Origin of the sequence: Pantoea agglomerans, assembly GCF_020149765.1 — a bacterium.
Taxonomy (GTDB): domain Bacteria; phylum Pseudomonadota; class Gammaproteobacteria; order Enterobacterales; family Enterobacteriaceae; genus Pantoea; species Pantoea alvi.
In genome coordinates, this window is record NZ_CP083809.1 from 1,916,040 (window position 1) to 1,934,527 (window position 18,488).

Sequence of the window (18,488 nt, forward strand, 5' to 3'; positions counted from 1 at the left end):
AGGGGCTAAGCCAGCTTAATGCACTGCTAAGTATGCATGGCGGGTCAGGTTCTGGCTTTTCTGACTCACCGGGAGGCACCCGGCACCGCAGCTGTTGCACGCGTCCCTGGCTGTCTGGCCTGCGCCCGGGACAGGCCTTTTTCCGCGTTTCCCGCGCGTCGTTCGGGGCGGCAAAGCGCAGGTTCTGCAGGCCCGCGCCGTCAGTTCCCTGTGGCGCAGGCCGGAATAAAGGGTAACCTGCCCAGGTTTCAGATCGGGCCTGGGGCAGGTCTTCTGGCACTTCGTTATGCGTTAAGGTGTGTCAGCGCTATTGCTTTTCCACCGGATCAGCGCGCCTGTTCAGCCTGCGCAGCATCTGCTACCTCTTTGCTTCCGATTTTTTACAGGTCATACCCTGAATACCTCAATCATTGTGCGCAGGGAGTGGGCTTGCTCAGAGAGCGACTGGGAGGCGGAGGATGATTCCTCGACCAGCGCCGCATTGTTCTGCGTGACTCCATCCATCTGGCTGACGGCGATGCTGACCTGAGATATGCCCTGCATCTGTTCGGAGGAGGAAAATGAAAGGTTGTCCATCGATTCGGCCAGTTCGCCAACCATCCCGACAATTTTAAGGATGCTCTGCCCGGCTTCTGTCGCTGCTGTCACTCCGGAATCTACAACGCTTACGGCGTCCGCCATCAGTCGCTTAATATCAGACGCGGCGTTTGCGCTGCGCTGGGCAAGCGTTCTGACTTCACCCGCCACTACCGCAAAGCCACGACCGTCCTCACCGGCACGCGCGGCCTCGACGGCAGCATTTAGCGCCAGGATGTTGGTCTGGAAGGCGATGCTTTCAATAACGGAGGTAATTTCCTGTACTTTTGCTGCGCTCACGGATATCGCATTCATCGTTTCCGACATGCGCTGAACGTCTCTCTCGCCTGAACGAGCAAGCTGTGCCGTTTCACGCGCGGAGCCGGCCGTCTGCTGTGCTCCCTCAGTATTACTTTTCACCGTTGCCGTAAGCTGTTCCATGCTTGCAGCCGTTTCCTGCAGCGCAGCGGCCTGCTGTTCGGTGCGCGAGGAGAGCTCCGTATTGCCCTGCGAAATCTCGTCGGCGGCCAGCGCCACGGAGGCAGACGCATCCCTGATCTGGGACACCAGACCTCGCAGATTTGCCTTCATGCCATCAAGCGATGCCAGCAGGCTGCTTGTGTCGTTGCGCCGCAGTACAACCGGCACCGTCAGGTCGCCCGCTGCGATGGCGGCGGCCAGCGCCTGAGCCTGTGCTGGCTCGCCGCCCAGCTGGCGCATCAGTATGCGGCAGATAACGATGCAAACTGACACCGCCGTTATAACGGAAAACAGGCAGAGCAGGGCGAGCATCAGCCTGGCGTTAGCCACGGTGTCGCTTAGCTCATGCACCCTGTCATTACTCAGCTGCTTCTGAATATCAGCCAGTTCATTCAGGCCCTTCAGCAGTCGCTGCTGGGCGGGACGCACCGTTTTCAGCAGATAAGCGGTGGTCTCCTGATCGTTATTCTGCAGAGCCATCTTTCCGGCGTTGATCAGCGTCTTTAGCGCGTCATCCTCAGCGGCCAGCACTTCTTCAAGCACAGCCTTGCCGTTAGCGGTGACGTTTTGCGACATGTTTTTAACCAGCAGCTCCCGCTCTTTGATATATTTATCACGCTGCGTTTCCAGCCGCTGCCACTCAGGCTGCATCTCTTCGGGCGAGCTCATCAGTGCCATATTGCGCACAGCAATAGCCATATCCCGCACATTGCCCCGCATATCCAGGGCAAGAGTAAGCCGCTTCATCCTGTTGTTGACTACGTCGTCCATGCCTCGTTGCGCTTGCGTTAGTCCATTGAATGCAACTCCTGTACAGATAATCAGGAGCAGTACAAGTAATCCAAATCCAGTTCCGATACGGGTAGAAACTTTCATCATACTTCCCTTTGTTTAATATCACCGAGCGTTACTATCGGCTTCACAGGCGGTTACTTCATGGCCTTTACAAAATAAATTGGCATCAATCTAATCGAGAGCGACTTATGTTGCGTAACGAGATGGAAAGGAGTGCGATGCGCGTGTCTGCTGGCTTCCCGACGCGGGGTGCAGCATGCAGCAGAGGCCGCTTGCCGATCTCGCTGGCGCGGCGGCTGACGTCATTGCAGGATGAAGTGGCGAGGGAATAGGGCTGACATACCGGCAGGGAGGCCAGCATAACGCGACCCTCAGCCGGGCCGATGTTCGCTTCGGCGAAAAGCGAACCTGTACTGAACTGGCCCGATCAGAGTCGGGTCAGGAACTGATCTATATCGTTACGGCTGGACAGCCTTATCTGACGACTATGACTGACTTGAGAAAAAACAGAGAGATGGCCTTGATAACTGCTCATTCCGGTTCGTTTTTCATATAAGGAGGCCCATTCCAGCAAGGCTTTAAACGCTTCAACTGAGCCACTGTTTCTGATCCCGCGGGCTGTAATGTTTTCAACACATTCCGCTGGCTCAGGCGTTAGCCATATAACATGTGAAGCATACGCGGCGACTTTCTCTGCAATCCAGCCATAGACGCCCTCTATAATCCAGCGCTCACTCTCTGCGATCGCCAGAACATCGTTTAGCACATCGGCTTTAGCCCGGGCTCTGCCGTAGCCTCCTTGCTGCCAGTTGAGCGTATCCAGATCTGTAACAGGCAGCTTGTTAAATGCAGACAGACGTGCAGCCAGCCAGCTTTTACCTGAACCGCTGTTTCCCATAATTAGCACACGCTGTAAGTCATTAGGCATATTCAATTTCTTATCGGAGTCGTTGCTGGCTGCCAATGATATACAGAAACAACAGCATGAAAACCTGTTTCTCTACACCTGGCGGCTCAGGGGGACATGCCTTCTCCGCGCGTTGGAGTTATAGAGGCCACTGCTGGCACAAAGCGGGCAGGTTGCCGGTTAGCAGAGGCAGCCTGCTGTTATTATCTGTTCTTCAGGCAAAGCAAGCCGGAATAACCCCTGTTATTCCGGGGCGGGGAGATCAAGAAGCGTTAGCAACAGCGTCAGTGAGGCTGGGGCATCGCCATATCTGCACTCACCGGCAACGGAATCCCACGGCATCGCATCGTCGAGGCAGAAATCACCGGCGCACGTCATTTCCGTGCGGGTATCCAGCAGGCCTGCGGGGATCCATACCCACGGGGAGTTACGCAAAGTATTAGGCACCGTGCTGCCACAGGATCGGCAGAAGTCGTTGCGATACCCCTGAGGACGCTGCCACGTAGCGATCGCTTCTGCGGCGCCTTCCGCCCAGGCAAAATCTTTGGCGCTGACCAGTGTCGCCAGGTTATGCCCGGTCCCGCTCTGCTTTCGGCAAAGCGAACAGTGGCAGCGATAATATTTTCGCGGCAGAGTGTAGAGCTGAAACGCCACCTTGCCACAAAGGCAGGTTCCTTTTGCAACAGCGTCATTCATCGCATATTTCCCTGGTTAGCGGAGGCTGTGCGTCTCTGTCCCGCCACAGTACGGCGGGGTTGCAGCTGGTGATCCCCCGGATTTGAGCGGAGGATATACTCTCATAAAACAAACTTAGCCCGCGCCACCCGATAGCGTGTTTTTGGCACCCGGAGAGCAAATCATGAAAAAATCGATAGTACCTGAAGAATTTCAACACTATTTCACCGACTGGCACTTCTCTCCTGCTATCGAGGCAGATGGCACCCTCTATCTTTCAGGCGTTACCGCAGCCCGCAAGGATAAACCTGTCAGCAAGCATCCTGAAGAACAGTTTCATGATGCCTTTTATAAGCTCGGGATTTATTTACAAGCCGCCGGTTTAAGCTATGAGCACATCCTTGAGATGACCACTTTTCATATTGATTTAAAAAAACATATAGCGGTGTTTTCGAAAGTAAAAGACGAGTATATAAAGGCACCATACCCGGCCTGGTCCGCCATCGGGGTAGCAGAATTTATCCCCGAAAATGCGCTTGTTGAAATGCGGATTGTAGCAAAAAGACCATGATAAGCGCCGGCTCGAAAAGCGTAATCATCGCCACTTTAAGCACAGCGGATAGTCACCGGCAGCTAAAGAGCCTGAAAGCACGGCGCTATAGCACATATAACCAATGCCAGCTGCAATGCAGCGGCTGCCAGACACCGGCGTTCAGCGCAAAAGCGGCAGGGCATTTTATGACTCCAGATGGATTAAAGCCGCCATCGCTGGCGGCCTTAATCCATCTTATCGTGCAGGCGCCGATAGCCGAAGAGCCAGCGGCGCGGCTGTATTAACTTGCCGTCGCGCTCTTTATCGCTGGACGCTGCGGCAGCAGCCAGAGAAAAGCGATAATAATCAGCGCCAGGGTCAATGAGGCGCTATAGCGGCTCAGCGCAAGGCCGCCCGAGGCGACAGGCTTATCCAGGAAGTCGCCGACCACTGCGCCCAGCGGTCGGGTCAGGATAAACGCAGCCCAGAACAGCGCCGTACGCGAAAGCGTGGTAAAGCGGCTGGCGGCCCAGATAATGGCCAGCGCGCCCACAAACAGCAGGATCCCGCCGTCGTAGCCCAGCCCTTCGCTGTCTGCGGTCCAGTCGCCTAATGCCGTGCCCAGCGTTTGCGAAAACATAATGGTGACCCAGTAAAAGCACTCGGTTACGCCGTTGTTTACAGAGTTCACGGCGATGGTGCCGCAGGTAATGCGCCAGATAAACAGAGAAAGAATCAGCAGCGTGCTCAGCAGCAGCGTGCCGCCCAGATAGCCTATTCCCAGGGAGCGATCGGCAAAGTCCGCCAGCGTCGTGCCGACGGTGGTGGTGGCGACCACGGTAAACCAGTAAATCCACTTATTAAAGCTGTGGCGTTTAATCTGCACTACGACCGCGATTAAAAAGATAATGGCGAAAATCAGCGTACCGGTAAGGTAGCCCAGATCCATCGACATGGTCACCGCATCGCCGCCGGTTTCACCCAGCGTGGTGGCAGCGATTTTCGTTAGCCAGAAAGCCAGGGTAACGGCAGGCACTTTGCTGAGGGAGTGAGATTCTGTAATCTTATTTTGCATAGGGACAGGCTCCGGAAAAGCCCGAATCGGGCCAGGGTAGCCTTTACTCTATAGGATTATTCTTAAGCGAAGATTAAGTGCTGTGACGCTGTTTGCGAGAGGGCGCGCACAAAGTCAGAGCGCTGAACAGCGGAATGACGGCTTTTCCGGCGGGTTGCGCGTAGTCGTCATCGTGAGCGGCGGTGATTCCGGCGGGTAACTATAAAGCGCCTCTGCTGAAAGCTACGCCCGCGGGCGGCAGCCGCTGGTGTAAAACGACCACAAAGCGATAACGCCCGGTACAATGGCAGGCGAAACGCTAATATTAAACCCGGCAAAACCTCACTATGTCCATAGCGACCAGAGCCGACTCAGCGGCGTGCGATCAAACCGGCAGGAGACCCTGATGAAAAATGACCAACGCAGTGCCGCCTCGCTGATAATGCTATCAGGCTTTAGCGGGGTCGTAGGGGTAGTGCTGCTTTCGCTCTTCGCCCGGCACTGGGGGGAGTTTGTGCAGTACTGTCTCACCCTGCAGATCTCACTGCATCGCTATCTGGTGCAGTACCTGCTTTTGCAGCGCGATCATCATATTAAAGGCGGACTGATGCTGATAGCTGGCAGCTTTGCCTACGGTTTTTTGCATTCGGTTGGCCCCGGCCACGGCAAGTTTGTGATTACGACCTGGCTTGCCACCCACAGGGAAAAACTCACCGCCAGCCGCATGATTACCCTGGCTGGCAGCCTGATGCAGGGGATCGTCGCGGTGCTTTTTGTACTGATCCTTGCGGTCTCCCTCAATCTCTCGATGGGCGATCTGAGCCTGAGCCGCTACTGGATGGAGAAAGCAAGCGCGTTGCTGATTGCCGGTTTTGGCCTCGCGCTGATCGCGCGGGCGGCGGGGATCGATCGTCTGCTGAGGCGCGCGATCAGACCGTCGCATCATCAGCATGATGCGGCGTGCGGCTGCGGACATAAGCACCAGCCCAGCGCTGATGAACTCACCGGCGGCTGGCGCAATGCGGCCTGGGTTATTGCCGGTATTGGCATCCGGCCCTGTAGCGGGGCGCTAATGATCCTGCTCTTTGCCAATGCCGTCGGCATGTTCAGCTGGGGCGTCGCGGCGGTGATGGCGATGTCGCTGGGCACGGCGGCCTCTATTATGATCCTGGCTACCTGGGTGCATCACTTCCGGGAGTGGATGCTGGCCGCAAAACCGCCCCTTGTGGTGCGCTACGCGGGCACGCTGGGCAGGGTGGCATTAGTCGCAGGCGGAATGGCGCTTATCCTTTTTGCAGTGGTGCTGTTTTCAACCGTGATTCCAGTGAGCAGCAACGGCGATTTTATTACCGCAGGCTGCTAGCGGGCTAAAACAGCGACGCGACGCTACCGCATATCTGCTTGTTTTCTCGCTCTCTTGCCGCGGCGGTACTCTTCAAAGTAAGGCAGCATTTCCAAAAGAAAAATAGCGGAAAGCACAAAGGCGATGTAGCCCGACGGCAGGGGATCTGACCTGAGCATCAGTTCATATTTCGCGGCTTCGCTACCGAAACCAAATAGTGCCTGAAACTGCGACCAGTGCCTGGAAATAACCAGCAGTAACGCCATCAGCGGCACCATCTCAAGAAAGCTGTGCACATGCTGCTCAACCGGCGAGACTTTCCTGGCCGTCACCGCATAGCTCACATCCCAGAGCGCGGTCGCCTCGTGACAAAAAAACATAGCGATCATAAAACCGATAACCAGCGCGTTAACCTCCAGAAACAGAGCGGAGAGAAGCGGGAGGCCCATTTCCACAAACATTAAAATATGGATCCAGGTCTCCTTTAGCCCGGTGGTGGTTTCGATATTCGTTGCCCGGTGGCAAATCCAGTCAGCAAATCCCGCTATCAGCCAGACGGGCAAGACAAAATAGAGCAGAAGCAGCATTTGGGGATCGAGATGACTCATCGTGAATGACCGCAGTTTTTAGATGATGAAAGCATAGAGCATAGACTGTTGCAGTCCGGCTGCAGCCTGCCGGGCGTACCGCCGACGTCGCTGCGCCGCTATTTAACCGGCGAGTGAAAAAGCTGTACAACATGGCGTTTACAGGGCGCGCAGGCCTCTGGCGGACAAAGAGCCTGTCAGGGAGAAGAGGCTTCTTTACACGCCCGAAAAGGGTGCTGCCTGCCGCTGTTAGAGAGTAATTGCTCCCGCTTTTGCGCGTAGCCGTACCAGATATTTATTCAATATCGCAGAGCCGCGCACTGATATAAAAAGAGGAAGTTGTTAGCAGCCTTAAATATCCTGGCCCTAAAGCGAGGTCAGTTATTGAAGCTGGCGCAGCGTTTAGCTTATCGCTGCGCTTTAATAAAGACAGAAAAGTTGACTTCTTCTTTATATCTGTCTGTTAAGGCAGTGATACTGCCAATATTTTATCTGGCATGTTTGGGTTGCTATTACAGCGCAGCGGCAGAGGATTGCTGCCGTCATCCTTGTGATCTAGATCAATTCTCAGCATTTTTTGCAAAATTGTACATTAAAAAAATAGTTGTACAAATGAGCTTCTTTATCCTTTTTTAATTAGCTAATTATGAATGCCGATCGGCTTAAATAAGTTTTAAGCGTAGCGGTAGCTTTTTACTAAAAGTGTTTTCGCATATTGAATTTTCCTGGCGTTAATTCCATAGTTCATATGTTTACCGCAGTAATCTTATGAAACATATCGCTTGTACTTATATGAGGTGATGAGATGCAACAACGTCGAGGTGGTGCAGGTAATTTTGCGGAAAATCCAGAGCGTGCTCGTGAGGCGGGGCGTAAAGGGGGTAAGATGAGCAGCGGTAATTTTAAATACAACCGTGAACGCGCGGTAGAAGCGGGACGCGTTGGCGGAAAGTTAAGCCGACGAACAACCGGTAATACAGGTGAGTAGAAGGGTAACTCTTAAAAGGCCCCTTGTTTCATTCAGTTGAAAAGCAATGGGTTATAGATACATCGTTGCTGACTGCGGCTCAAACAGGCAGTTGTAATGCTCAACACAGTCTGGAGAAATGTTTTTTTAATTCATTCAGTCGGGATTCGTATGCATGATAACAGTACCAGCACGTTAATGCGTTCTTTGAAAGACAAGCAACCTGAGGAAGCAGATATAAAGGCTTTTATTATAGGCTCGATCGTTTATGAGCTTATGAACTCAGAAAGAATGATTAATCGCAAAGCGATCTGTTGTAAATTGCTGAGAAGGCTGGAATGTTGTGAGTCTCCTGAGGAAGAGCGATTATATCATCAGCTGATTAAATTACTGTTCGGCGGAAACAGGCGCATGCGCAGCGGTGATTAAAGCTACAGACGCGATACTTGTACAAACCCTGGTTCAGTGCCTGATAAAAGCTGTCCTTTATATATATAAGCCCTTTATTCTGGGCGGCCCGATTTATCGGGCTTTTTTTATTGGTGGGTGAGCCTTTTTCGGGGGGGTGTTTAATGCCCTGTTGGAGTGGAAATAATTTCCGCATAGCAAAAGAAGCGTATCGATAAATATCTATGCGTTCCGTTGCCACGGGCGTGGAGCCGGTATAAATACCCTCATCCTTTTATTGTATATCGCACCAGTCCCTCTGTTCATCGCCCTGAAGAGCGCGGCTTTTTACCGATCTTTTTCTGGCCAGGACGGCCAGCCGTTAGAGCCCGCCATCGCTGCATGACACCCCTGGCTAGCCACCGCCAGCTAACCACAAAACCTTTACTCAATTTTTATTCCCACCCCTCTCATTAATACAAAATTTTTATACGCCTGATGGTTGAATCCTGTTGAGTTTTTACTCCGTCTTTTACCCCCACGCCGCCCGGCAAAAGCCGGGCGCATAACAGGATGCTTCTATGTCGGGCTTAATTCTGGTTTCACATAACTGCTCCCAGCACTCCACGCTCTCGGCGCTGTACGACGCTATCCTGTCGCGCCGCGGCGGACTCTGGATTAGCTGGAACGGAAAATGCGAAGCGATCGCGCCGGAAACGCCGCGCACGCTCGCTTTCCGCCACGGCACTAAGTTTGACACCCTGACGTTTCCGCTAACGCAGGAGGAGGCGGAAGCGGGGTACCACGGCTACGTGCATCAGGGACTGTGGCCCGTTTTTCACCAGCGTCCCGATCTGGCGCGCTTTACCAGCCAGAGTCGACGTCACTATCAGAAGATCAACGAAGCCTATGCGCGGGCCATCAGCGAATATGCGATGCCGGACGACCAGCTGTGGATCCAGGATTATCATCTTATTCCCTGCGTCAAACTGCTGCGCGAGGCGGGACTGCTCAACCGCACCGCCTTTTTCTTTCACCAGCCGTTTCCTTCCGGACAGGGGTTCGAGGCGATTCCGGACTGGCAGTGGCTGGCCGAGTCGCTGTTATGCTGCGATCTGATCGGCTTTCAGACGCTTCAGGACAGGAATAACTTTTTGCTGTGGATCGAAAGCGAATACCGCACCGAGCGTCTCAGCGCCACCAGCGTGCGCGTTCATGGCCGCATTATCGCCACCGGTGTCTTTCCGGTAGGCATCGACCTGGAGGATGTGGAGTACCTGAAAGAGAGCAACAGCTGTCGCCTGACGGAGCAGCAGTGCCGCGATACGCTGCCGGAGCATACCGTGCTCAGCGGCGGCCATCTGGATAGCAGCGCCGGGCTGCCGTATCGCCTCAGCGCTATGGAGGTGCTGCTCCGCGCCCATCCAGAGCATGAGGGATCGATTCGTCTGCTGCAGCTCGCCTCTCCGGCGGCTGGCCATCTTCCCCGCGCCAGAGAGGTCACGCAGGATCTGGAAAGCCTGTGCGGCGAAATGAACGGCGCGCACGGCCTGTTTGGCTGGTATCCGGTTAGCTGCCTGACGCACACCTACAGTCGGGAAGAGCAGGCGGGCATCTACCGCGCCTCGCGCGTCGCGCTGGTGACGCCGCTGATGGCCGGCATGAGCCTGATGGCGAAAATGTATGTGGCGCTGCAGGACCGGGCCAATCCCGGCGTGCTTATCCTGTCGCAGTTCGCGGGCGCGTCGGAGCATATGGACGGTGCGATTATCGTCAATCCCTATGATCCCGACGCCATTGCCGACGCCATCCATACCGCGCTGCGGCTGCCGCTGAAAGAGCGGCAGCACCGCCACGCCAGGCTGATGAAAGGCATCCGCCGCCTCGACTGCCACTGGTGGGCCGACAGCATGATCGCCAGCCTGAGCGACACCGAGGGCGATCCTTTTCGGGCCGCAACGGAGAGCAGCCTGTACGCGGCGGCCCCTAACGGGCGCATCCGCTACTAGCAGACCTCCCCAGTGCGGCTGGCGCGCGCCGCCGCACTAGCCTGGCCGAGGGCGCGCCTCCCGCATGGCGCGCCGGTAGCGGCCTGGCGGCATGCCATACTGGCGGCTGAACGCCCGGGTAAGCGTCTGCTGCGACTCAAACTGATAGCTGACGGCAATATCGACTATGGGGCGATCGCTGTTAATCAGTTCGCTGGCTATCGCTTTCATTCTTTCCAGACGAATAAACGCGCCGAGGCTAAGGCCGTGATAGTGCATAAAGCGTCGGTTTAAGTACCACTGCGAATAGCCAAACCGGGCGGCAATATCCCGCAGCAAAAGGCGGTGAGCAATATTTTCTTTTATCCAGCGCGCCAGTTCGGCGTAGAGCTGCTGTTCTGGCAACATAGCGTAATTCCCCGCAGCGGGCGGCGCATTATCATAAGAGACAGTGCGTCCAGGCCAGCAGATAGATCGCCACGCATGCTGGACACGCGACGGCGAGCGTGAGCCGATTCTTCGGTAAACGGAACATTTACAAGCTCCAGGTCAGGGCAGGCGTGCCTGTGCCTTCGCCGCCGCCGCGCAGGAAAACAGTGCCAGTCTGGCCATGTACAGCGCCGTTTTTCTGGTTATCATCAAGCCTCCTCGTCATCCGATTGTTTCCGCCCCTTATCGGGCTCTGGTATCGCCTGCCGCCACTATCGGGCAGTCGTGTCAATAAACGGCCAGGGATTTATGAAGAAAGTGTCAAGGTGAGCCATGCAGAATAAAAAGATCCTGATTATCGAAGACGACGCCAGCGTGGCGGAGGTACTGGAAGCCTATCTGCGCCGGGAAAATTACCTGGTCAGGGTGGCGGCGGATGGCGTGGCCGGTCTGGAGCAGGCCGAGCGCTGGCGTCCCGATCTGGTGCTGCTCGACGTTATGCTGCCCGGCCTGAACGGCACCGAGGTGCTGGCGAAGATCCGACGCGGCAGCGACGTGCCGGTCATCATGGTGACGGCAATGGGCGACACGCCGGATCGCATCGGCGCGCTGCGCTACGGAGCGGATGACTACGTGGTCAAGCCCTATCATCCCGGCGAGGTGGTGGCGCGCGTGCAGGCGGTATTACGGCGCAGCCACCCCAGGGCGCCAGAGGAAGAGGTGCTGCGCTGGGGGGCGCTGGAGGTCAATACCGCGGCTATGACGGTCACGGTGGAGCAGGAAGCGTCGGGCATCACCAGCCTCGATATCACCCCTACGGAGTTCTCACTGCTGACCACCCTGATGCGCGCGCCGGTTCGCGCCCTGAGCCGCCAGTATCTGCTGGAGCAGTGCCTGCCCGAAAGCGACGCGCTGGAGCGCGTGGTCGATACGCACATCTATAATCTGCGGCGCAAGCTGGAGGCGGCGGGCATCAATGAGGTGCTGCTAAACGTACGCGGCATCGGCTACCGGTTCCGCCAGCCATGAAAAAAACGCCTCCGCAAACCCTGTGGCGCTGGCTCTGCGTACGCATCCTGACCCTGGCGATCGGCACCGTGGTGCTGATCGCGCTCTGCATGTGGCTGCGCTTCACGGTGCAGTATCTCTGGATCACCTGGCATATGCCGCCTGAGGTGCTGAAGACCTTTTTGATCCTGCGCGAAAATCCGCAGCGCGATCCGGCGCGTTTTCACCAGATTGTCGATAGCTGGTGGGGCATCCGCTATTCCGATCCCTCTATCGCCTCGTCCGACTGGATCACCGTCGGCATTCTGGTGCTGGTGACCATTCCCTTTATCGCCTATTTCGGGCTGCGCCATGCCCGGCCACTCTCTGCGCAGTTCAGCCAGCTGAGCCGCGCGGCGGAAAGCGTGGCGGAAGGCGATTTCGGCGCCCAGGCCGCGCTGACGCCGGGGGCGCCGGCAGAGCTGTCGCAGCTGGCGCAGAACTTCAACGCCATGACGCGGCAGCTGGCGCGCTATGACAAAGAGCTGCGCGCCTCGCACGTCGCCATGGCCCATGAGCTGCGTTCGCCGCTGACGGCGGCAATGGTGCGGCTGCAGGCGCTGATTGACGGAGTCTTCACGGCGGATCGGCGGCAGCATACGCTGATCATGGAGCAGTTAAGCTGCCTGCGCAGGCTGATTGATGAACTGCATCTGCTCTCGCTGGCCGACGCGGGACAGCTCAGCCTGGAGATGAAGCCCTGCAATCCGGCGGCGCTGCTGCATGAGCGCCTGCTGTGGATTAAACCGCAGCTCGACGAGGCGGGCATGCGCGTGGAGGTTGCCATAGCGGAGAGTGCCGTGCTGCCTGTCGATCCGTTCCGGCTGGGGCAGGTGTTGACCATCCTGATGGAAAACGCGCTGCGCTACGCCGGACCCGGCGGCAGCATGACGCTCAGCGCCCGCCGCTGCGGCGAGGGATACGAAATCAGCGTGCAGGATAGCGGGCCGGGCGTGCCGTCAGCGTTTCTGCCGGTGATGTTCGAGCGCTTTACGCGCGGCGAAGCCTCGCGGGCGCGTCACTCCGGCGGCAGCGGGCTGGGTCTCTCTATCGCGCAGGCGATCTGTGAGGCGCACGGCGGCACCATCGCGGCCTCACTGCCGCCCGAAGGCGGCCTGCGGATGCGTATTCTGCTGCCCGAGCGCCGCCTGACACCCCCTTGATAACGGGCCTCTGTCCGCAAGATAACGCGGCCGCAACAGGTCGGCAGGCGGCCCGGCAGGCCGGACTTTTAGAGAAGCGCCTCGCCTCTTTATGGTGGCGCACCGGGCCAGCGCCTTGATGCACGGAAGGGCGAGGCTGCTCAAGTCCTATTTTGACTGAGAGGTTACGCGCGCCCGCAGGCCGTTGCGGCGCTCTTCAGGCTCGGCGATGCGTTTTACCTCGCCCACCAGCAGGATATAGGAGAGCGCGCCCATCAGCGCCACCGCCGCGATATAGATCAGCGCCGGGCCAAAACCGTAATCCTGTGCCAGATAGCCAATCGCCAGCGGAACGGTAATGCCGCCCAGCCCGCCGACAAAATTAAACACGCCGCCGGTCAGGCCAATCAGGCGCATCGGCGCCAGCGACGATACCAGCGACCAGGTAATGGACGCGAAGCCGTTGCCAAAGAAGGCGAGCGCCATCAGCACCATAATCCAGACCGGATCGTCGGTGTAGTTCGCCCCCATAATGCAGGTGGAGATCAGCAGCCCGCAGATAATCGGGGTTTTACGCGCCGCGCCGAGCGAATAGCCTTTCTTCACCAGCCTGTCCGCCAGCCAGCCGGAGAGCAGCACGCCGACAAACGCGGCGAGAAACGGCACCGTGGTCATAAAGCCCGCCTTCAGCGCGGTGATGCCTTTTTCCTGGGTCAAATAGTTGGGGAACCAGGTCAGGAAAAACCACAGCGTTGAGGTGACGGCAAACTGCCCCAGATAGACCCCCAGCAGCTTGCGATGAAACACTAGCTTCCAGTCGGCCTTGCTCAACGGCTGGCGCGCCTCTCTCGCCGCGGGCGCATCGCCGTCAACCAGGCCGCCGCCGCGCTGAATATAGGCCAGCTCGGCCTGGCTGATGCTTTTGGTCAGACGCGGCGGCTGATAAACCCTGAACCAGATCAGCGACCAGAGAATGCCGATGCCGCCGGTGACGATAAAGACCCAGTGCCAGCTCAGCAGCTCCTGTATCCAGATTAGCAGCGGCGTCAGAAAGGCCAGGCCAACAAACTGCCCGGAGGTAAAGAACCCCACCGCGGAGGCGCGCTCCTGTTCCGGGAACCAGCTGGTGACCATGCGGTTATTGGTGGGAAAGGCGGGCGCTTCAAAGATGCCGGTCACGGCGCGCAGGGCGATAAGTGAGATCAGCCCGGTAGCGAAGCCCTGCAGCAGGGTCGCCACCGACCAGCCCAGAATGGCGATAAAATAGGTGAGCCGTGAACCGACGCGATCGAGAAACCAGCCGCCGGGGATCTGGCACAGGGTATAGAGCCAGGCGAATGCGGAAAAGACATAGCCCATTTCCGCTTTAGTGATGCCGAACTCCTGCTGAATATGCGCCGACGCCACGGCCAGATTCGCCCGGTCGACGTAACAGATCACCACGGTAATAAAGATCATCAACAGCGTCAGATAACGACGTCGCCCGGCTTTTGCATGCGTTACGGAAATATCCATCGCAATCTGTCTCCAGATTTTGGACATGGCAAAGCCATTCACCATGCCCTGTTAATTACAGAGGGTGTGTTTTCTCGTTATTTATTGTGAGCGCGCGTGAGGCTGAGCTAATTAACCCGCATCACCATTCTGCGACGGAGCCGTCCGCATGGCGCCACAGTGGATTACGCCAGTCTGGCGCCTGTTTGCTGCGTTCGATAACCTGCTCTTCGTCAATCTCCACGCCGAGACCCGGTTTCATCAGGGGCTTAAAGAAGCCGCCTTCCATGCAGAAGTCCGCCTTATTTTTCACAAAGTCGAGCAGCTCGGCGCCCTGATTGTAATGAATGCCCATGCTCTGCTCCTGGAAGACCGCATTGCGCGAGACGAAATCGACGTGCAGACAGGCGGCGAGGGCGACAGGGCCGAGCGGGCAGTGCGGGGCGAGGGCGACGTCGTAGGCTTCCGCCATCGCGGCGATTTTAACGCACTCGGTGATGCCGCCGGCGTGGGAGAGATCGGGCTGCAGGATCGCCACGCCGCCCGCCTCGAGCACGCGTTTGAACTCAAAGCGCGAGAACATGCGCTCGCCCGCCGCAATAGGGATAGTGGTCTGCGCCGCCAGCCGGGGATAATATTCCGCCTGCTCCGCCAGTACCGGCTCCTCGATAAACAGCGGACGGTAAGGCTCCAGCTCCTTGATCAGCACCTTCGCCATCGGCGCGCTCACGCGGCCGTGAAAGTCGAGACCGAACTCAACCTTATCGCCGAAGGCGTCGCGAATTTGCGCGACGGTATTAACCGCGGCGTCCACTTTGCGCGAGTCATCGATTATGCCCAGCTCTTCGCAGCCGTTGAGCTTGAAGGTGTCGAAGCCGATTTCGCGTAATTTCTCGATGCCGGCGATCACCTCCGCCGGGCGATCGCCGCCAACCCAGCTATAGGCTTTGATTTTATCCCGCACCAGGCCGCCCATCAGCTGCCAGACCGGGGCGCCCAGCACCTTGCCTTTGATATCCCACAGCGCCTGATCGATACCGGCGATGGCGCTCATCATAATCGGGCCGCCGCGGTAAAAACCTGCGCGGTACATTACCTGCCACAGATCGTTGATGCGTGCCGGATCCTGACCGATAAGATAGTCGCCCAGTTCATGCACCGCGGCTTCGACGGTGCGTGCGCGCCCCTCAATAACGGGTTCTCCCCAGCCGACAACGCCTTCGTCGGTCTCGATCTTGAGAAACATCCAGCGCGGGGGTAAGCGGTAAGTGGTGAGCCGGGTTATCTTCATTTCACTGCCTCTCTGTATGCCTGAACAAATGCGGCCGCCTGCTGCGCGGTGCGCGCCACGGACTGCCCGGCGCGATAGAGATCGCTGCCGAGTCCGGCGCCTGTACAGCCTGCCTCCAGCCACTGCGCCAGGTTGGCCGGCGTGACGCCGCCCACCGCCAGCACCGGCACGTCGTCGGGCAGCACGGCTTTTAGCGCCTTGATATAGCCCGGACCGAACGCGGAGGCGGGGAAAATTTTGAGCGCCTGCGCGCCGGCATCCAGCGCGCTAAAGGCTTCGCTGGCCGTGGCGCAGCCGGGACAGACGGTCATGCCCAGGCTTACGGCGTGGCGGATCAGCGCCGGCTGAATATTGGGCGTTACGATCAGTTTGCTGCCCATCTCCGCCAGCCGGTCCACCTGTTCCGTTTTCAACACCGTTCCGGCACCCGTTAACGCCCTGTCGCCGTAAGCCTTCAGGATCAGCGGGATGCTGATCTCCCACTGCGGCGAGTTAAGCGGAATCTCCACCGCGTCGAAACCGGCGTCAATAACCGCGCCGACGTGCGCCACGACCTCATCGGGCGTGACCCCACGCAGAATCGCGATAAGGGGAAGTTCAGTTTGCCATTGCATTAACGATGCTCCTTATGCCTGCCTGAAAGGCGGTATCGCCGGCTATCACGCTCGCCTGCAGGCCAGCGGCGGCCAGCGCCTGTTGATAACGGCGCGTCAGCGTCTCCCCACCCACCAGCGCGACCGGCTGATGGCTAAAGCGTTCGCGCATCGTGGCGACCTCCGCGCCGATCAGCAGACCGGATAAAAACTCGCTGACCTCTTCTGGCGCCAGGCTACCGAGGAGATGGGCGGCGCGAATTTCAAACAGCTGCGCCAGCAGCGCCGGCGTGGCGAGTCCGCGCACCAGCCCGGCGTCAAACGCGGCCTGCGACGGCTGCTGTTCGGGTAAACCGGCACCGACCAGCGAGTGGCGCAGCAGCAGCGCGTGAAGTTCGCCGGTCATCACGGTGTGAAAGTCGAGGATGCGTTCGCTCTCGACCTGCACCCATTTACAGTGGGTGCCCGGCATCACGTAAACGGGCGAGGGCGCCAGCGCGTATGCGCCGAGCAGCTGCGTCTCTTCGCCGCGCATCACGTTATGGTGATCTTCGCGGCTGACGCATAAGCCGGGCACGATCCAGAGGTTATCGTCGATAAGCGTCAGCTGCTCGCCGATAGCCGATAAGGGGGCGGGAAGGGGCAAATAGGGTACGCTACGCCAGCCCACGCTGCTGCCCACCATGCCGGCCATCACCACCGGCGTTGCGGAGTCGCGCCATCCCTGGGTGATCTCATCTAATACCGCCTGCGGCCGCTTCCCGTTTAGCCGGGTGACGCCTGCTTCTGACTCTCTGCCTGCCTGACAGCGTTCGTTCTCAAAAAGCCAGGCGCGCAGGTTGGTGGAACCCCAGTCAACGGCGATATAGCGAGATCTCATGTGATGTCCTTTAACCTGTGTGTTGAGCTGGCGATCATGGTGTAGGCCGCCTGCTCGGCTGCGTCGCCGTTCTGCAGCCGTATGGCATCGAACAGCGCTTTATGTTCCCTCAGCGTTTTCGGCATATTGGCCTCATCGCCTTGCCAGGTGCGCTCGAAGACGGCGCGCTGCAGCGAGCTGATCGCCACGCTAAGCTGCTCCAGCACCGGGTTATGTACCGCACGCAGCACCGCCTCGTGATAGCGAATATCCGCTTCGTTAAAGGCCTCCCGGTCCTGGTTGTGGGCGATCATGTCGTTGAGCGCCAGTTCAATCTGTGCCAGATCCTGCGACGTCGCGCGCTCCGCCGCCCAGCGGGCAATGGCGGGCTCTACCAGGTTACGCACTTCGCTCATGGCCGCGATCAGATGCGGATCGTCACTGTTTTCCAGCACCCACTGCAGCACGTCCGAATCCAGATAGTTCCACTGACCGCGCGGCGTAACGAAAGCGCCGTGATAGCGCTTGATCTCAATAAGCCGTTTCGCCGTCAGCGAGCGGAACACTTCGCGGATGATATTGCGCGAGGTAGCGAACTCGTCGCACAGCTCCGTCTCCGCCGGCAGCGGCGCGCCGGGCAGATATTTGCCGCTGACGATCTGTTTGCCCAGCGTGATAACGATGCGGTCGGTTTTGTTGAGGGTCATAGAAGCTCCTTGTGCCTGACTGTTTGCTTCTACTTTACCCCGAGCGCCTGGTTTCGCCTCCTGTTTGAAGTACAAACTGTTCGATATCAGCTGGCAGTGCGGGAGTATTGTAGTACGATAAAAGTTAGTTGTACTACAATGTGGATCACATAATCGCCATTTGGCGCTGCGGCCTTTTACCCTGGGCTGGAGGGCAGCCGCGAGCCGCTCGCGGCTGTGCTTAACAACTGTTTAATGTTGCGCGTCAGGATTAATGTCGGAATTAAAACGCTGTGATGCTAATTAACAAAATATCAGCGTTGCGTTTATAAAAAATAGCGGCACCGCTTAGAATGCTGGCGGCAGCTTTAATACTCTCCGTCTGGGCGGGTGCAGCTATTATTGCCCCTAAAGATGAGCGTGCTATTAATATCGTCAGTAGACCAGTTATTAATAAAGAAACAGGCAGCATCTTTATTTGGCCTGAACCTTTTGCGGCTTATAAAAAACGGAGAGTCGCGTTACGGTTGCGCTATATTCACCCGCGTTAACGCTGCGCTGCCGCCTGTTAAGCTCGCCAGCGGAGACTATGGCGGCCCGCCGCTGCCTACCCCGGGGAGGAGCAGTGGGCCAGCCCGCAGAGCAGGGCAAAAAAAA

The 18,488-nt window shown here is 57.7% G+C and carries 19 protein-coding genes; 8 read left to right on the forward strand and 11 right to left on the reverse strand.

Annotated elements, in window-relative coordinates; translation table 11 throughout:
- Nucleotides 1–387 precede the first annotated feature (387 nt).
- The 3 genes from LB453_RS11765 to LB453_RS11775 form a co-directional block, all read right to left on the reverse strand.
- The gene (locus tag LB453_RS11765) at nucleotides 388–1,932 is read right to left on the reverse strand and encodes a methyl-accepting chemotaxis protein (RefSeq protein WP_103795880.1); all 1,545 of its coding nucleotides are present in this window, start codon (nucleotides 1,930–1,932) and stop codon (nucleotides 388–390) included.
- A gap of 346 nt (nucleotides 1,933–2,278) precedes the next feature.
- A complete protein-coding gene (locus tag LB453_RS11770) occupies nucleotides 2,279–2,815 on the reverse strand; it encodes a hypothetical protein (protein WP_224481747.1) in 537 nt (178 codons plus the stop codon).
- A 186-nt stretch (nucleotides 2,816–3,001) separates the two neighbouring features.
- A complete protein-coding gene (locus LB453_RS11775; RefSeq protein ID WP_103795878.1) occupies nucleotides 3,002–3,454 on the reverse strand; it encodes a GFA family protein in 453 nt (150 codons plus the stop codon).
- A gap of 163 nt (nucleotides 3,455–3,617) precedes the next feature.
- Here LB453_RS11775 and LB453_RS11780 point away from each other — a divergent pair, with 163 nt between their 5' ends.
- Nucleotides 3,618–4,004 carry a RidA family protein gene (locus tag LB453_RS11780; protein ID WP_103795877.1) on the forward strand — a complete coding sequence of 129 codons (387 nt, stop codon included), beginning with the start codon at nucleotides 3,618–3,620 and terminating at the stop codon, nucleotides 4,002–4,004.
- 262 nt (nucleotides 4,005–4,266) lie between these two features.
- Here the strand turns inward: LB453_RS11780 and LB453_RS11785 are convergent, their stop codons facing one another.
- The gene (locus tag LB453_RS11785) at nucleotides 4,267–5,040 is read right to left on the reverse strand and encodes a hypothetical protein (RefSeq protein ID WP_103795876.1); all 774 of its coding nucleotides are present in this window, start codon (nucleotides 5,038–5,040) and stop codon (nucleotides 4,267–4,269) included.
- A 421-nt stretch (nucleotides 5,041–5,461) separates the two neighbouring features.
- Between LB453_RS11785 and LB453_RS11790 the strand changes: the two genes are divergently transcribed.
- Nucleotides 5,462–6,382, forward strand: a complete 921-nt coding sequence (locus LB453_RS11790) for a nickel/cobalt transporter (RefSeq protein ID WP_411970223.1) — start codon at nucleotides 5,462–5,464, stop codon at nucleotides 6,380–6,382.
- A gap of 23 nt (nucleotides 6,383–6,405) precedes the next feature.
- Here the strand turns inward: LB453_RS11790 and LB453_RS11795 are convergent, their stop codons facing one another.
- Nucleotides 6,406–6,969, reverse strand: coding sequence for a diguanylate cyclase (locus LB453_RS11795; protein ID WP_103795874.1), 564 nt, complete (start codon nucleotides 6,967–6,969; stop codon nucleotides 6,406–6,408).
- 784 nt (nucleotides 6,970–7,753) lie between these two features.
- Here LB453_RS11795 and LB453_RS11800 point away from each other — a divergent pair.
- The 3 genes from LB453_RS11800 to LB453_RS11810 all read left to right on the forward strand — a co-directional run bounded on the left by LB453_RS11800 (nucleotide 7,754) and on the right by LB453_RS11810 (nucleotide 10,311).
- The gene (locus tag LB453_RS11800; protein ID WP_103795873.1) at nucleotides 7,754–7,936 is read left to right on the forward strand and encodes a general stress protein; all 183 of its coding nucleotides are present in this window, start codon (nucleotides 7,754–7,756) and stop codon (nucleotides 7,934–7,936) included.
- A 96-nt stretch (nucleotides 7,937–8,032) separates the two neighbouring features.
- Entirely contained in the window at nucleotides 8,033–8,344 is a 312-nt protein-coding gene (locus LB453_RS11805) for a biofilm development regulator YmgB/AriR family protein (protein WP_103795872.1), read from the forward strand.
- Between the two features lie 539 nt (nucleotides 8,345–8,883).
- A complete protein-coding gene (locus LB453_RS11810; protein ID WP_103795871.1) occupies nucleotides 8,884–10,311 on the forward strand; it encodes a trehalose-6-phosphate synthase in 1,428 nt (475 codons plus the stop codon).
- A gap of 36 nt (nucleotides 10,312–10,347) precedes the next feature.
- Here the strand turns inward: LB453_RS11810 and LB453_RS11815 are convergent, their stop codons facing one another.
- A complete protein-coding gene (locus tag LB453_RS11815; protein ID WP_103795870.1) occupies nucleotides 10,348–10,698 on the reverse strand; it encodes a helix-turn-helix domain-containing protein in 351 nt (116 codons plus the stop codon).
- 354 nt (nucleotides 10,699–11,052) lie between these two features.
- Here LB453_RS11815 and LB453_RS11820 point away from each other — a divergent pair, with 354 nt between their 5' ends.
- Together LB453_RS11820 and LB453_RS11825 are read left to right on the forward strand one after the other, a co-directional pair.
- The gene (locus LB453_RS11820; protein ID WP_103795869.1) at nucleotides 11,053–11,748 is read left to right on the forward strand and encodes a response regulator transcription factor; all 696 of its coding nucleotides are present in this window, start codon (nucleotides 11,053–11,055) and stop codon (nucleotides 11,746–11,748) included.
- Nucleotides 11,745–12,929: a sensor histidine kinase gene (locus LB453_RS11825; RefSeq protein ID WP_103795868.1), complete on the forward strand. Its 1,185-nt coding sequence runs from the start codon at nucleotides 11,745–11,747 to the stop codon at nucleotides 12,927–12,929. Before LB453_RS11820 ends, LB453_RS11825 begins: the two co-directional genes overlap by 4 nt.
- A gap of 147 nt (nucleotides 12,930–13,076) precedes the next feature.
- Here LB453_RS11825 and LB453_RS11830 read toward each other — a convergent pair whose 3' ends face one another.
- The 5 genes from LB453_RS11830 to dgoR all read right to left on the reverse strand — a co-directional run bounded on the left by LB453_RS11830 (nucleotide 13,077) and on the right by dgoR (nucleotide 17,852).
- Complete coding sequence (locus tag LB453_RS11830; RefSeq protein ID WP_103795867.1) at nucleotides 13,077–14,468, reverse strand: MFS transporter; 1,392 nt, start codon at nucleotides 14,466–14,468, stop codon at nucleotides 13,077–13,079.
- Between the two features lie 76 nt (nucleotides 14,469–14,544).
- Nucleotides 14,545–15,693, reverse strand: a complete 1,149-nt coding sequence (dgoD, locus tag LB453_RS11835; protein WP_103795866.1) for a galactonate dehydratase — start codon at nucleotides 15,691–15,693, stop codon at nucleotides 14,545–14,547.
- Nucleotides 15,690–16,307, reverse strand: a complete 618-nt coding sequence (locus LB453_RS11840; RefSeq protein WP_103795865.1) for a 2-dehydro-3-deoxy-6-phosphogalactonate aldolase — start codon at nucleotides 16,305–16,307, stop codon at nucleotides 15,690–15,692. Before LB453_RS11840 ends, dgoD begins: the two co-directional genes overlap by 4 nt.
- Entirely contained in the window at nucleotides 16,291–17,166 is an 876-nt protein-coding gene (locus LB453_RS11845; RefSeq protein WP_103795864.1) for a 2-dehydro-3-deoxygalactonokinase, read from the reverse strand. Before LB453_RS11845 ends, LB453_RS11840 begins: the two co-directional genes overlap by 17 nt.
- Entirely contained in the window at nucleotides 17,163–17,852 is a 690-nt protein-coding gene (gene dgoR / locus LB453_RS11850; protein WP_103795863.1) for a D-galactonate utilization transcriptional regulator DgoR, read from the reverse strand. The genes LB453_RS11845 and dgoR overlap by 4 nt, the downstream gene beginning before the upstream one ends.
- Nucleotides 17,853–18,184: 332 nt before the next feature.
- Here dgoR and LB453_RS11855 point away from each other — a divergent pair, with 332 nt between their 5' ends.
- Nucleotides 18,185–18,382 carry a hypothetical protein gene (locus LB453_RS11855; protein ID WP_146053822.1) on the forward strand — a complete coding sequence of 66 codons (198 nt, stop codon included), beginning with the start codon at nucleotides 18,185–18,187 and terminating at the stop codon, nucleotides 18,380–18,382.
- The last annotated feature ends 106 nt before the right edge of the window (nucleotides 18,383–18,488 follow it).

Coding starts and splice junctions, on each gene's coding strand:
- LB453_RS11795 (WP_103795874.1), bottom strand. CDS start 6,969: ATGAGTCATCTCGATCCCCAAATGCTGCTTCTGCTCTATTTTGTCTTG.
- LB453_RS11840 (WP_103795865.1), bottom strand. CDS start 16,307: ATGCAATGGCAAACTGAACTTCCCCTTATCGCGATTCTGCGTGGGGTC.
- LB453_RS11845 (WP_103795864.1), bottom strand. CDS start 17,166: ATGAGATCTCGCTATATCGCCGTTGACTGGGGTTCCACCAACCTGCGC.
- dgoD (WP_103795866.1), bottom strand. CDS start 15,693: ATGAAGATAACCCGGCTCACCACTTACCGCTTACCCCCGCGCTGGATG.
- LB453_RS11785 (WP_103795876.1), bottom strand. CDS start 5,040: ATGCAAAATAAGATTACAGAATCTCACTCCCTCAGCAAAGTGCCTGCC.
- LB453_RS11810 (WP_103795871.1), top strand. CDS start 8,884: ATGTCGGGCTTAATTCTGGTTTCACATAACTGCTCCCAGCACTCCACG.
- LB453_RS11775 (WP_103795878.1), bottom strand. CDS start 3,454: ATGAATGACGCTGTTGCAAAAGGAACCTGCCTTTGTGGCAAGGTGGCG.
- LB453_RS11790 (WP_411970223.1), top strand. CDS start 5,462: ATGCTATCAGGCTTTAGCGGGGTCGTAGGGGTAGTGCTGCTTTCGCTC.
- LB453_RS11855 (WP_146053822.1), top strand. CDS start 18,185: ATGCTGGCGGCAGCTTTAATACTCTCCGTCTGGGCGGGTGCAGCTATT.
- LB453_RS11815 (WP_103795870.1), bottom strand. CDS start 10,698: ATGTTGCCAGAACAGCAGCTCTACGCCGAACTGGCGCGCTGGATAAAA.
- LB453_RS11800 (WP_103795873.1), top strand. CDS start 7,754: ATGCAACAACGTCGAGGTGGTGCAGGTAATTTTGCGGAAAATCCAGAG.
- LB453_RS11805 (WP_103795872.1), top strand. CDS start 8,033: ATGCTCAACACAGTCTGGAGAAATGTTTTTTTAATTCATTCAGTCGGG.
- LB453_RS11820 (WP_103795869.1), top strand. CDS start 11,053: ATGCAGAATAAAAAGATCCTGATTATCGAAGACGACGCCAGCGTGGCG.
- LB453_RS11765 (WP_103795880.1), bottom strand. CDS start 1,932: ATGAAAGTTTCTACCCGTATCGGAACTGGATTTGGATTACTTGTACTG.
- LB453_RS11830 (WP_103795867.1), bottom strand. CDS start 14,468: ATGGTGAATGGCTTTGCCATGTCCAAAATCTGGAGACAGATTGCGATG.
- dgoR (WP_103795863.1), bottom strand. CDS start 17,852: ATGACCCTCAACAAAACCGACCGCATCGTTATCACGCTGGGCAAACAG.
- LB453_RS11780 (WP_103795877.1), top strand. CDS start 3,618: ATGAAAAAATCGATAGTACCTGAAGAATTTCAACACTATTTCACCGAC.
- LB453_RS11825 (WP_103795868.1), top strand. CDS start 11,745: ATGAAAAAAACGCCTCCGCAAACCCTGTGGCGCTGGCTCTGCGTACGC.